This is a genomic window from Spirillospora sp. NPDC052269 (assembly GCF_040679435.1).
Lineage (GTDB): Bacteria > Actinomycetota > Actinomycetes > Streptosporangiales > Streptosporangiaceae > Spirillospora.
The window spans coordinates 24,634-37,808 of the sequence record NZ_JBFAUU010000034.1; the positions used below are offsets into that span (position 1 = coordinate 24,634).

The following is a 13,175-nucleotide window of genomic DNA, read 5'->3' on the forward strand; positions in this document are numbered from 1 at the left end:
CCATCCCGGTAACCGGTTCCGCGAGGGGAACGCGCCGGATCCCCTCCGGTTTTCTCCCTCTCCGTCCATGTCTAACGTCTCACAGGCCGGGAGCGCTCCGGTGCCCCGCGAGCGCCGCGTGATGATCAACACCGTCCCGCGGCTGCGGATCCGGATGGACGAGGGCCCCGGTCAGCCGGGGCAGGGCGTGCATCAGGGCGTGCTCGGCGCGGACCGCCGCGTCGTGCGCCTCGACGAGCGTGCAGCCCGGATCGACGACCACGTCGCACTCGGCGCGCAGCCGGTGCCCGATCCACCGCAGCCGGACGGTCCCGACCGCCAGCACGCCCGGGACGTGCCGCAGCGCGTGCTCGGCGGTCGCGACGAGCTCGGGGTCGACGGCGTCCATGAGCCGCCGCCACACCTCGCGGGCCGCCTGCCACAGGACGACCAGGATCGCGGCGGTGATCAGCAGCCCGACCACCGGGTCCGCCCACGTCCACCCGGCGCCCACGCCCGCCGCGCCCAGCAGGACGGCCAGGGACGTGAAGCCGTCGGTGCGCGCGTGCAGGCCGTCCGCGACCAGCGCGGCCGAGCCGATCCGGCGGCCGACCCGGATCCGGTACCGCGCGACCAGCTCGTTCCCGGCGAAGCCGATCAGCGCCGCCGCCGCGACCGTCCACAGGTGCGTCACAGGCTGTGGATGAGCGAGCCGCTGGAACGCCTCGTACCCGGCCACCGCCGAGGACACCGTGATCGCCAGGACGACGAAGACGCCCGCGAGATCCTCGGCCCGCCCGTACCCGTAGGTGTAGCGCCGCGTGGGCGGACGGCGGCCGAGCATGAACGCGATCCCCAGCGGGACGGCGGTCAGCGCGTCCGCCGCGTTGTGCAGGGTGTCGCCGAGCAGCGCGACCGACCCGCTGAACGCCACGACCACCGCCTGCAGGACGGCCGTCGCCGCGAGGACGAGCAGCGAGATCCACAACGCCCGCATCCCGTCGGCGCTGGCCGAAAGCGCCGCGTCCACCTTGTCCGCCGCCTCGTGCGAGTGCGGTCGGACGGCGTGCGTCAGCCGCTCCCGCAGCCCGCGCCCGTGCGAATGCCCGTGATCATGATCATGGCCGTGCCCGTGACCATGCCCGTGTTGGGTGCCCATGTCCCCACCATGGACCACGGAATCCGTTGCAGCACTTCGACAGGAACGCACCATCCGCAGCCGCGACAGGGTCGCGACTGCGGATGCGTGGTCGTTAGTGCGGGTTGGCTGCCAGGAGCTCGGCGAGCAGGTCGTCCAGGGTCACGATCCCGGCGATCTCGCCGCCCTCCCCGGTCCCGACGACGGCGAGCTGCGCGCGCGAGCGGCGCATCAGCGAGACCGCCGACAGGACGGTCGTCGTGCCGGTCAGGACTGGCGCCGGATGCGCCAGCTCGGTCGCGGGGCGGCCGGCGTCCGGCTCGGTGACGGCGGCCCGGACGTGCACGATGCCGGGGCCCGAGCCGTCCGCGCCGAGGACGACCAGCCGGTTGTGCCCGCTCGCGGTCGCGACCCGCCGGACGTCGGCGGCGGTCGCGTCCGACGGCACCAGGGCGACCTGCTCGGCCGGGACGACCAGGTGCGCGACCGTGACCTCCCGCGCCGAGATGGCCCGGCGGAGCAGCTCGTGGTCGTGCCGTCCGATCAGGCCGAGCCGCCGGGACTCGCCGACCAGGTGGCCCAGCGAGCGGACGTCGGCCGGGGTGTCCAGCTCGTCCCGCGGGGTGATCCGGAAGAGCCGCAGCAGGCCGTTGGTCAGCGCGTTGAGCGCCGCGAGGATCGGCCGCGACACCTTCGCGAACGCCCGGAACGGCACCGCCAGCAGCAGCGCCGACCTGCGCGGATGCGCGATCGCCCACGACTTCGGGGCCATCTCGCCGATGACCATGTGCAGGAACGTCACGACGCCGAGCGCGCAGCCGAGCGCGATGGTCTTGGCGACCGCCTCCGGGACGCCCGCCGCGTGCAGCGGCGGCTCCAAGACGTGCTCGAACGCCGGTTCGGTGACGATCGCGAGGCCCAGCGAGCACATCGTGATGCCGAACTGGGCCCCGGCGAGCATCAGGGACAGCTCGCGCGTGCCCGCGAGGGCGGCGGCGGCCGGACGGCTGCCCCGGGCGGCGGCGCGTTCCAGCTGGGCGCGCGGCGCGGCGACGAGCGCGAACTCGGCCGCGACGAAGAACCCGTTCCCGACCAGCAGCAGCACCGTGATCAGAAGCGAGGTCAGCGGGTCCACGGGCCCTCCCCGGAGGCCGCCATCGCGCCCTCGTCCTCGGTGTCGCCCGCGGAACCGGACGAAACGCCCGTCTTGCCCTGCGCCGGAACCCGCACCGCTCCGTCGGCCTCCAGCACGTCGGTCTCCAGCACGTCGGCGGCCTCGGCCACCACGCCCGCGGCGATCGCGTCGGCGGTCACCGCGTCGGCCGTCGCCAGGGCGCGGACGCGGACCTGGCGGGCCACGCGGCGCGCGACGGAGACGACCTCGATCTCGGCGTGGCCGTCCGGCTCGTCCGGGTCCTCGCCCAGCGGGACGACCAGCCGGTCGCCGGGCCGGGGGAGGCGGCGGAGCTCGGCCATGACCAGGCCGCCGACCGTGTCGTAGGAGTCGCCCTCGGGGAGGGCGAGGCCGGTGGTCAGCTCGATCTCGTCGACGCGGAGCCCGGCGTCCAGGAGCCAGGAGCCGTCGGCGGAGCCGACCGGGGCCTCCTCGCGGGCGTCGTTCTCGTCGGTGATCTCGCCGACCAGCTCCTCGGCGACGTCCTCGAAGGTGAGGATCCCGGCGAGGCCGCCGTACTCGTCCACGACGCAGGCGAACTCCTCGCCCGCCTCGCGCATCCGGTCGATCACCCCGTACAGCGGCTGGCTGCCGGGGACCATCAGCGCGGGCCGGGCGATCGCCGAGACCGGCGTGGACGGCGGGAGCCGGTCGGCCGCGGCCTCCCGGGCGCCGACGACGCCGATCACGTCGTCCATGTCCTGGCCGTAGACCGGGTAGTTGGAGTTGCCGTTCTCGCGGATCAGGGTGATCAGCTCGGCGACCGTGGCGTCCGAGGCGAGGGACCGGACCTGCGGGCGCGGGACCATGACCTCGTCGGCCGTCCGGTCGCCGAAGGACAGCGCGCGGTCCAGCAGGCGGGACAGGTCGGCGGGCAGGTGCCCGGCCCCGGCGGAGCGGTCGATGATGTCGCCCAGCTCCTCCAGGGTCGCGCCGCTGTGCAGCTCCTCGACGGGCTCGACGCCGACGGCGCGCAGCAGCCGCTCGGCGGCCCGGTCGAACAGCCGGATCAGCGGCCCGGCGACGGTCAGGTAGGCCAGCGTGGACGCGGCGAGCGCGCGGGCCAGGCCCTCGGCCCGGGCGAGCGCGAGGTTCTTGGGGAACAGCTCGCCCAGCAGCATCTGGATCAGCGTGGCGAGGACGAACCCGGCGGCGAGCGCGATCGCGCCGACCGCGCCGGACGGGACGCCCGCGGACGTGAGCAGCGGTTCGATCAGCTCGGCCAGGGCGGGCTTGGCGATGAACCCGACCACCAGGGTGGTCATGGTGATCCCGAGCTGGGCGCCCGACAGCATGAAGGAGAGCCGGCCGACGACCCGGAGGGCGCGGCCCGCGGCGGCGTCGCCGTTGTCGGCGGCGGCGGAGAGCCGGGACCGGTCGACGGCGACGAACGCGAACTCCTGGGCGACGAAGTAGCCCGTCGCGGCGGTGAGCAGGATGACGGCGAAGAGGCCCAGTGCGGCGGTCAGCACGGTGCACCGGGTCTATGACTGGGGTCCGACACTGCGGACTCTCAACTCCTCTCGATCGACTGCTCAGCCACGTCCCCCAGGGGGGACGTCATCTACAGAACGTCACTTCACACCACGACGTTCCCCTGACACAAGTCGTGCTGCAGTGACTCTGTGTGTTTTTGCTAACGGTCCCGACCCCGCTGAGGTGGCCGAAGGCGGCCAGTCCGGCCTCCCGGACGTTTCGGTGCGGCGGCCGGGGGTCCGCGTTCACCATGATTCGCAGTTCACGGCGATGCGCTGTTCACCGTGTTTCGCAGGGGCGGGTCGCGAAGCTCCCGAAATGTCGGGGGCGGTGAACACGCTTGTGCCGGAAAGTGCCCCGGATCACACTGAACGGAAGACGGAGGCCCGATCCTGGACGGACGGCGGCCGGAGGGTGCTCGGGAACCCGGTGATCGGGAACCCGCGGGCCGCGGCGCGAATCGAAGTCGGTGCCGGCGCGGTTCGGCGCCGGCGCCGGCACAGGCGTTGTCGGTGCGAGGACGGGTCAGGGACACGGGGCCGAGGTGAACGAGAGCGGAACCGGGGCGGCGCCCATGAGCCGCGAGGGCGTCGACCACGCCCTCACCCAACTGCGCGCGGACGCGGAACGGATCTCGTCGGCGCTGCTCGACCTGGACGCGCACGCCGGGTCGCGGCTCCTCAAGGGCGCGCGGCTCACCGGGGAGACCTGGCGGCGCTGGGACGAGACGCAGCGCAAGGTCGCGACGCTGTGGAAGCTGTTCGACGCCTACAGCCGCGTGCTCGACCAGGCGACCGCGCTGCGCGCCGAGTCGGCCCGTCCGGACGCCGACGCGCTGCTGATCCTCAGCGGGATGCTCAGCGGGCCGTCGGTGGACCTCCCGGACGGCGAGGTCCCGCTCGACCAGCGCACCCTGCTCGGCCCGGACCGCAGGCGGGTGACGCTGGAGGAGGCCGTCCGGCTGATGTCGGACGCCTACGAGGAGGCCGCGGCCGTGGTGGTCGCGGCGGACAACGCCTGGACGGCCCTGCTCCTCCCGCTGGACGACGTGGAGGACGGCTGGCGGCGCGCCGCGCGTGCCGCGCACGAGCTGGACGGCGTCCGGCATCCGGAGCTCGACCGGATCGGCCGGGAGCTGACCGCCCTCGGACGGACCGTCCGGACCGACCCGTTGTCGCTGGTCAGCGGCTCGGGCAGCGAGGCCAAGGCGGACGCCTCGCGGCTGGAGGCGCTCCGCGTCGCGCTGGAGAAGGTCCGCGCCGAGCTGGCCGACGCGGTCGCGGCGCGGGACGGGCACACCGCCCTGATCGACCGGCTGACGGCCGCGATCGACGAGGTCGCCGAGGCCGAGCGGGCCGCCCGCCGGTCCCGGGAGACCGCGTTCACCAAGATCGACTCGCCGGGGCTGCCGGACCCGGTCGAGCCGTCCGCCGGGCTGCGCGACCGGCTCGCCGCGCTGGCCACGCTGTGCGCCGAGGGCCGCTGGCGCGAGCTGGGCGTCCGGGCGGCCGAGCTGGAACGGGCGGTCGGGACGGCGCTGGGCCGGGTCCAGGACGACCACGCGCTCAGCGCCGGGCTGCTCGACCGCCGCTCGGAGCTGCGCGGCCGCCTCCAGGCGTACCAGGCCAAGGCCGGACGCCTCGGCCTCGCCGAGGACGCCGTGCTGTCCGGCCTGCACGACCGGGCGCGCGACCTGCTCTGGACGGCCCCCTGCGACCTGCGCGCGTCCACCGCCGCGGTCGCCGAGTACCAGCGCGCCATCCGGGCGTGCGAGACCGAGACGGGAACCCGCGGATGACCTCGAAACGGCCGCCACGCCGACCGTCCCCCTGCGCCCAGCCCGACTGCACCGGGACCGTCCAATCCGACGGTTTCTGCGATCTCTGCGGCCTGACCCCGCCCGCCGCGAAGGCCCCGGCCCCGAAGGCTCCCAAGCGGACCCCGAAGGCTCCCGGGCCGGACGTGGGGGCGCTGCCGACGAGGCCCGGCGGGCGGGCCCCGAAGGAGCGGGGACCGGGCTGGTCGGTGGCGGCGGGACGGCGCATCGAGGTCCCGATGGGCGGAACGGCGGGGGCCGGGAACGGGACGTCCGAGACGGGCAGCGGCGGTTCGGGCAGCTCCGGATCAGGCGGCTCCGGATCATCCGGTAGCGGCGGATCGGGATCGCGCGGGACGCGCGGCACCGGGCGGACGGCCACGCGCGGCAGCGGCTCCGGAGGGTCGCGCGGCCCCGGGCAGCGCGGTGGGCTCGGCGCGGGCCTGGTCGAGGTGCCGCCGGTGCCCTACCGGGACCCGGCCGACGCGATCATGGAGAACCCGGAGGTCCCGGAGAACCGGCGGTTCTGCAGCCAGTGCGACGAGCCGGTCGGGCGCGCCCGCGAGGGCAAGCCGGGACGCACCGAGGGGTTCTGCCGCAACTGCGGGCACCCGTTCTCCTTCACGCCCAAGCTCCAGCCCGGCGACACCCTCGGCGACCAGTACGAGGTGCTCGGCTGCCTCGCGCACGGCGGGCTCGGCTGGATCTACCTGGCCCGCGACCACAACGTGTCCGGGCGCTGGGTCGTCCTCAAGGGCCTGCTGGACGTCGGGGACACCGACGCGATGGCGGCCGCGACGGCCGAGCGGGCCTTCCTCGCCGAGGTCGAGCACCCCAACATCGTCAAGATCTTCAACTTCGTCCGGCACGGCGGGTCCGGCTACATCGTCATGGAGTACGTCGGCGGGCGGTCGCTGAAGGACATCCTGCTCAGCCGCCGCCGGAAGGCCGGCGAGGACGCCGCGCTGCCGCTGCCGCAGGTGATCGCCTACGGGCTGGAGGTGCTGAGCGCGCTCGGCTACCTGCACAACGTCGGGCTGCTGTACTGCGACTTCAAGCCGGACAACGCGATCCAGAGCGAGGAGCAGCTCAAGCTGATCGACCTCGGCGGGGTGCGGCGCTCGTTCGACTCGGGCAGCCCGATCTTCGGGACGCCCGGCTACCAGGCCCCGGAGATCGCCGCGCGCGGCCCGTCGGTGCCGTCCGACCTGTACACCGTCGGGCGGACGCTGGCGGTGCTGAGCTTCCCGTTCCGGGGGTACACCAAGCGGCACCTGCGCAGCCTGCCGCCGCGCGAAGAGGTCCCGCTGTTCCAGCGGAACGAGTCGTACTACCGGCTGCTGCGGCGCGCCTGCCACGGCGACCCGGCCCGCCGGTTCCAGAGCGCCGCCGAGATGGCCGAGCAGCTCACCGGGGTGCTGCGCGAGGTGCTGTCCGCGGACGGCGCGCGGGTGCCGTCCGCGCCGTCCCCGCTGTTCGGGCCGGAGCAGAACGCGGCGGGCGCCGAGGTCGCCGACATCGAGGACGAGCTGGACGGCGGCGCGCCGATCCTGCGGCGGCTGACGCCGGGCGTCGCGGCGGCGGCGCTGCCCGTCCCGCTGGTCGCGACCGACGATCCGGCCGCCGGGTTCCTGGCCGGGCTGACCGCCCGCGACACCGAGGACCTGGCGGCGGCGCTGTCGGGCGCGCCGTCCGCGTCGCCGGAGGTGCGGCTCGCGCTCGCCCGCGTCTCGATCGAGCTGGGCGACCTGGACACCGCGGACGAGATCATCACCGCGTTCGGCGACGACCACGAGGACGACTGGCGCGCCGACTGGTACCGGGCCGTCCGCGATCTGGCGCACGACCGTCCCGGCATGGCCGCCGCGGCGTTCGACGACCTGTACGACCTCATGCCGGGCGAGCTCGCGCCGAAGCTCGGGCTGGCGTTCTGCGCCGAGCTCCAGGGCGACACGGCCACGGCCGCCGCGCACTACGAGACCGTCTGGCGCACCGACCCGACCTACGTCAGCGCCGCGTTCGGCCTGGCCAGGACGCGTCTGGCGGGCGGCGACCGGCGCGGCGCGCAGGCCGTCCTGGACTCGGTGCCCCGGGTGTCCAGCTACTACGTGTCGGCGCAGCTGGCGGCCGTCGCGATGACCGTGCGGGGCACTCCGCCGGGCGAGCTCGATCCCGGGACGCTGATGTCCACGGGCCGCCGCCTGACCGGCATGCACCTGGACACCGAGCGCCGCGACCGGTTCACCGCCGAGGTGCTGGAGGCGGCCCTCGGCTGGCTCCGCTCCGGCGCGCGGCCGGACGGCGGGGGCAGGCCGCCGGGCCACCTGCTCGGCACGCCGCTCAACGAGCGCGACCTGCGCCGCAAGCTGGAGACCGTCTACCGCCACCTGGCCAAGCTCGCCGACCGTCCGGACATCCGGCACGCGATGGTCCGCCGCGCGAACACCGTCCGTCCGAGGACGCTCCTGTGACCGCCTCCGCACGCCCCTGCCCGACGTGCGGCGATCCCGTCCAGCCGACCGACCAGTTCTGCGAGCGGTGCGGCAGGGAGCGTCCGGGCGCCACCGGACGCGCCGCCGCCCGCCCCGGCGGACGCGCTGCCGCCCGTGCCGACGGACGCGCCGCCGGGCACGGGCCGGACCCGGCGCGCTGCGTGGACTGCGGGGCCTTGGACATCGACGAGGACGGCTACTGCGGCCGCTGCGGCCTGCGCCAGCCGACCGGACGCGAGCACATGGAGATCGCGCTCACCGGCCCGGACGGATACGTCGCGGCGGCGGGCGTCAGCGACGTCGGACGGCGGCGCAGGCGCAACGAGGACGCGTTCGCGATGTCCCTGCTCCCGGCGGCCGTCTGCGCCGTGGTCTGCGACGGCGTCGCGACCGCGCCCGGCTCGGACGAGGCGTCCCGCGTCGCGGCCGACACGGGCGCCACCGTTCTCGGGCAGCGGCTCGCGGCGGGCGACGGCCGCCTGGCCGCGACCCGCGCCGCGATCGACCGCGCCGCCGCCGAGGTCGCCGCGCTCGCCGTCCCCGGCCCGTCCGGCTCGCCCGCCTGCACGTACGTGTCCGTCCTGGTGGACGCCACGTCGGTGACGGTCGGCTGGGTCGGCGACAGCCGCGCCTACTGGATCCCGTTCGTCCGGTTCCGTCCCCGCCCGGACGCGACGCCGCACACCCGCGCCGACATCGCGGTGCGCCCACCCGCGCCCGCACGTCCGGGCCTGGACGGGGCGCGGGTGGCGACGGTGGAGTTCGCGCCCCGGGCGGTCGCGAACGGACAGGCGCTGACCAGGGACGACTCGTGGGCCGAGGAGATGATCCGGTCGGGGGCGATGACGCCGGAGGCGGCCCACGCGGACCGGCGGGCGCACCTGCTGACGGGGTGGCTGGGCGCGGACGCGGGGGGCGCGTCGGCCAGCGTGGCCGCCTTCGCGCCGGACGGTCCCGGAGTCGTGCTGGTGTGCAGCGACGGCCTGTGGAACTACCTGCCCGACGCCGCCGACCTCGCCGCGGCGCTCGGCGCGGTGGCCGATCCGGTGAGAGGCGTCCGGATCCTGCTGGACGTGGCGCTAGGGGCGGGCGGACGGGACAACGTCACCGCCGTCCTGATCCCGTTCCCGCCGCCGGACGCCGTGTCCGGCGCGGACGCCGCCCCACCCGGCCGGGGTTCCGCCGGGTCGGAACCGGGATCGCGGATGTCCGAAAAGCGGGCGCGGGGGGCGGGCCTCGGGGACGACGCGTCCGATGAGGACGACGCGACGGGCACGGCGTACGCGCCGATGCCGTACGAGCCGACGACGAGGGCCGTCTCGGTGGCCGGCACGAGGCCGGAGACGAGCATGAGGCCCGAGACGAGCACAAGGCCACAGGCGAGCACGAGGCCAGCGACAAGCAGGGAGAGCCGGCGATGACCGACCGTCCGCCCTTCACGATCAAGGTCGACCAGAACCCGTACCTCGGCGCCGGCGGGCAGGAGATGCACGCCGTCGTCACGGTCGAGGCGTCCGGGACGGCGCCCGCCGGCCCGGCCGCCGGGGCCGCCGAAGTGATCATCATCGACGCGTCCGGGTCGATGTCCTACGCCGGGAAGATGGCCGCGGCGAAGCGGGCCGCCGAGGCGGCGCTGCGGGTCGTCCGGGACGGGGTGCGGTTCGCCGTCGTCGCCGGGGCGAACAGCCCGGGCATGGTCTACCCGCTGGGGCAGACGCTCGTCGAGATGAACGCGCGCACGCGTTCGGAGGCGGTCCAGGCGGTGTCCCGGCTGGAGGCGTCCGGCGGGACGGCGATCGGGTCGTGGCTGCGGCTCGCGGGCCGGCTCCTCGCCGGCCAGGAGGGCGCGGTGCGGCACGCGATCCTGCTGACCGACGGCAAGAACCAGCACGAGACCGCCGAGGAGCTGGACGCGGCGCTGCGCGAGTGCGAGGGCCACTTCGGCTGCGACGCGCGCGGCGTCGGCACGGACTGGGACGTCGCGGAGCTGCGGAAGATCACGTCCGTGCTGCTCGGCGGCTTCCTCGACGTCCCGGACCCGGCGGACCTCGAACGCGACTTCCGCGCGATGATGAAGGACGCGATGGGCAAGCGCGTCGCCGACCTCGCGCTGCGCGTCTGGACGCCGCAGAACGGCCGCCTGCGGTTCGTGAAGCAGATGGTCCCGACCGTCGAGGACCTCACCGAGCGCCGCACCGACCAGGGCCAGATCGGCGACTACCCGCTCGGCGCGTGGGGCGCGGAGAGCCGCGAGTACCACCTCTGCGTGGAGGTCCCGCCCGGCGACGTCGGACGGCAGGGACGCGCCGCCTGGGTGAAGCTGGTCGCCCCGGACGGCGGGGAGGAGCTGGCGCACGCGAACGTCCTGGTCGAGTGGACCGACGACGAGGGCCTGTCGACCCGGATCAACGCGCGCGTCGCGCACCACACGGGCCAGTCGGAGCTGGCCGACGCGATCCAGGAGGGCCTGGCCGCGCGCCGCGACGGCGACGAGGAGCGCGCGACGACCCGGCTCGGCCGGGCCGTGGCGCTCGCCCGCGAGGTCGGCAACGACGAGATCTCCGGGCTGCTCGACCGGATGGTGGAGGTCGACCGCGAGTCCGGGACGGTCCGGCTGAAGAAGGACGTGGACGTCGCCGACGAGATGTCGCTCGACACCCGCTCCGTCCGGACGGTGCGGACGAGGCAGGACGACGAGGATCCCGGGACGGAGGGCTGACCGAGGTGGCCGAGTCCGTGGGCAAGTGCAGCGTGTGCGCGGAGGAACTGCATCCCGGTGACGAATTCTGCGACGCGTGCGGGTCGCGCGTGGAGTCCGCGCCGCGCCTGGAGTTCGCCCGCGAGAACGGCGGCGGCGCGGCGGAACCCCGGCGCGAGAGCCCGGTGGCGGTCTGCCCGGTCTGCGGAGCGAACAAGTCCGGCCGGTTCTGCGAGGTGGACGGCTACGACTTCGACACGGGCAGGCAGGCCGAACGTCCGGCCGCCTTCACCGAGCCGGCCGCCTTCACCGGACCGGACGGCGCCACCCCGCCGCCGAAGCCTCGGCCGAGGGTCTGGACGGCCGTGGTCGCGGCCGACCGCGCCTACTTCGACGCCGTCCTCGCGCAGGGCGGCTCGGAGGCGGCGGCGATAGCGTTCCCCGCGTACTACCTTGAGCGACGCGTCCCGATGGACGGCGAGCGCGTGCGGATCGGGCGGCGCAGCGCGTCCCGGGGGATCGAGCCGGAGATCGACCTGTCCGTCCGGCCCGAGGACCCCGGCGCGTCCCGGCAGCACGCGGTGCTGGTCGCCCAGCCGGACGGTTCGTGGACGCTGGTGGACCTAGGATCCGCCAACGGCACGACGCTCAACGACGGCCTCGACCCGATCCCGGTGAACGTCCCGGTGCCGGTGAAGGACGGCGACCGCGTCCACGTGGGGGCGTGGACGACCATCACCCTCAGGAGCCCGGACAGCCTCAGGAGCCTGGAATGACCATGCCGCCACGGCGACCGGACGTCCCGACGAAGCAGCCGCCCGCCCCGGCCACGCCGTCACGAGGTCCCGCCACGTCCACACGGGGACCGGCCGCGCCCTCGCGGCAGCCCGGCGTCCCGGCCAAGCAGCCCGCCGTCCCGACCACGTCCCGCGCCGCGCGCGCGGGACGGACCCTGGAACGCCCACGCGGCGCCCTGGTCACGCTCGTGCGCGGGCGATGGCTGAAGACCATCCCGGGCCGGATCCGCGGCTGGACGGTCCTCGCGGTGGTCACGGTCGCGGCGATCGCGCTGGCCCTGATGCTCGGCATCCAGGACGCGCGGCAGGGCGTGCAGACCATCGGCCACGACGCGGGCCCGCAGGTCGTCGCGACCGGCAACCTGTACTTCGCGCTCAGCGACATGGACGCGCAGGTCGCCGACATCCTGCTGATCGGCCGTGACCAGACGCTCGGCATCGGCCGGACCGAGTCGCTGCGCCGCTACGAGCAGGCCCGCTCGGACGCCAGCCGCGCCGCGATCCAGGCCGCGCAGCTCGCCGGGAAGGACAACGACCGCAAGCAGACCGTCCAGGAGGTCATCGACGGCCTCGGCCAGTACCAGCGGCTCGTCGGGCAGGCGCTGACCCTGAACGACCAGTCCCTGCACCCGGTCGGGGAGGCCCCGCAGTCGGTCGTCGGCACCTACCAGCAGGCGTCCGACCTGATGAAGCTGGAGCTGCTGCCGAAGGCGTACAACCTGACGCTGGACAGCGGCGCGACCGTCCGGCAGTCCTACCAGGAGAAGCGGACGAGCGTCCTTTCAGGCCGGTACTGGGTGCTCGCGGCGGGCGGCGCCGCGCTGCTGGTACTGGTGATCGGGCAGCTCGCCATCGGACGCGAGTTCCGCCGCCTGCTGAACCCCGGTCTCGCGCTCGCGACGGTCGGCACGATCGTCCTGGTGTCGGTCGGGGTCGGGGTGCTGGACTCCCAGGCCGGGCACCTGCTGCGCGCCAAACGGGACGGGTTCGACTCCGTCCTGACGATGTCTCGTGCGCGCGCGATCAGCCACAGCGCGTTCGCGGACGAGTCCCGGTTCCTCCTCGACCCCGGACGCGCCGACACCTACGAGCAGAACTACCTCGACAAGGCGTCGACGATCCTGTTCGTCGAGCCCCCGAAGGACACCCCGGCGAACCTCGCGACCTACTACAAGCTCGCCGGGAAGGCCGCGAAGGACTACCGACCGGAGAACCGGTCGGCGTTCCTCGGCCTGCTCGGGGACGAGGCGCGCCAGGTCCGCAAGGGCACCGAGAGCGACGCGCTCTCACGCGCCCTCGACGCCTACGCGACCGTGCTGTCCAACGACCAGCACATGCGGGCGCTCGTCGCGTCCGGGGACCGGCGCGGCGCGATCGACTTCCGGATGGGACGCGGCTCGTCCGCCATCCGCGACTTCGACGCCTACGACGCGGCGCTGCGCTCCCTGGCCGCGACCCACAGCGGCGCGTTCGACCACGCCATCCAGCAGGCGGACGGCGGGCTGAAGGGCTGGAAGGCCATCCCGCCGGTCGCCGCCGTCGTGATCGCCGCCCTGGTGCTGGTGGGCGTCCGCCCCCGGCTCGCCGAGTTCGGAAGGATCTGAC

At 74.8% G+C, this 13,175-nt stretch carries 9 protein-coding genes; 6 read left to right on the forward strand and 3 right to left on the reverse strand.

Going from position 1 to position 13,175, the window contains the following annotated elements:
- Positions 1–79: 79 nt before the first annotated feature.
- The 3 genes from AB0L06_RS42165 to AB0L06_RS42175 form a co-directional block, all read right to left on the reverse strand.
- On the reverse strand, positions 80–1,138 hold the full coding sequence (locus AB0L06_RS42165; RefSeq protein WP_500237264.1) for a cation diffusion facilitator family transporter: 1,059 nt from the start codon (positions 1,136–1,138) through the stop codon (positions 80–82).
- A gap of 94 nt (positions 1,139–1,232) precedes the next feature.
- On the reverse strand, positions 1,233–2,252 hold the full coding sequence (locus AB0L06_RS42170; RefSeq protein ID WP_500237265.1) for a hemolysin family protein: 1,020 nt from the start codon (positions 2,250–2,252) through the stop codon (positions 1,233–1,235).
- Positions 2,240–3,763 carry a hemolysin family protein gene (locus AB0L06_RS42175; protein ID WP_500237267.1) on the reverse strand — a complete coding sequence of 508 codons (1,524 nt, stop codon included), beginning with the start codon at positions 3,761–3,763 and terminating at the stop codon, positions 2,240–2,242. The genes AB0L06_RS42170 and AB0L06_RS42175 overlap by 13 nt, the downstream gene beginning before the upstream one ends.
- Before the next feature lie 548 nt (positions 3,764–4,311).
- On the opposite strand from AB0L06_RS42175, the gene AB0L06_RS42180 reads away from it, so the two are divergent.
- The 6 genes from AB0L06_RS42180 to AB0L06_RS42205 are packed head-to-tail and all read left to right on the forward strand — an operon-like array spanning position 4,312 to position 13,174.
- Complete coding sequence (locus AB0L06_RS42180; RefSeq protein WP_500237269.1) at positions 4,312–5,565, forward strand: hypothetical protein; 1,254 nt, start codon at positions 4,312–4,314, stop codon at positions 5,563–5,565.
- Positions 5,562–8,054, forward strand: a complete 2,493-nt coding sequence (locus AB0L06_RS42185; protein ID WP_500237271.1) for a serine/threonine-protein kinase — start codon at positions 5,562–5,564, stop codon at positions 8,052–8,054. The genes AB0L06_RS42180 and AB0L06_RS42185 overlap by 4 nt, the downstream gene beginning before the upstream one ends.
- Complete coding sequence (locus tag AB0L06_RS42190; protein WP_500237272.1) at positions 8,051–9,496, forward strand: PP2C family protein-serine/threonine phosphatase; 1,446 nt, start codon at positions 8,051–8,053, stop codon at positions 9,494–9,496. Before AB0L06_RS42185 ends, AB0L06_RS42190 begins: the two co-directional genes overlap by 4 nt.
- Positions 9,493–10,794 (forward strand): vWA domain-containing protein, encoded by a 1,302-nt coding sequence (locus AB0L06_RS42195; RefSeq protein ID WP_500237275.1) that lies wholly within the window; start codon positions 9,493–9,495, stop codon positions 10,792–10,794. The genes AB0L06_RS42190 and AB0L06_RS42195 overlap by 4 nt, the downstream gene beginning before the upstream one ends.
- Positions 10,795–10,799: 5 nt before the next feature.
- The gene (locus tag AB0L06_RS42200) at positions 10,800–11,549 is read left to right on the forward strand and encodes a double zinc ribbon and FHA domain-containing protein (RefSeq protein WP_500237277.1); all 750 of its coding nucleotides are present in this window, start codon (positions 10,800–10,802) and stop codon (positions 11,547–11,549) included.
- The gene (locus AB0L06_RS42205) at positions 11,546–13,174 is read left to right on the forward strand and encodes a GlnX family signal transduction membrane protein (RefSeq protein ID WP_500237278.1); all 1,629 of its coding nucleotides are present in this window, start codon (positions 11,546–11,548) and stop codon (positions 13,172–13,174) included. The genes AB0L06_RS42200 and AB0L06_RS42205 overlap by 4 nt, the downstream gene beginning before the upstream one ends.
- Position 13,175: the final 1 nt, after the last annotated feature.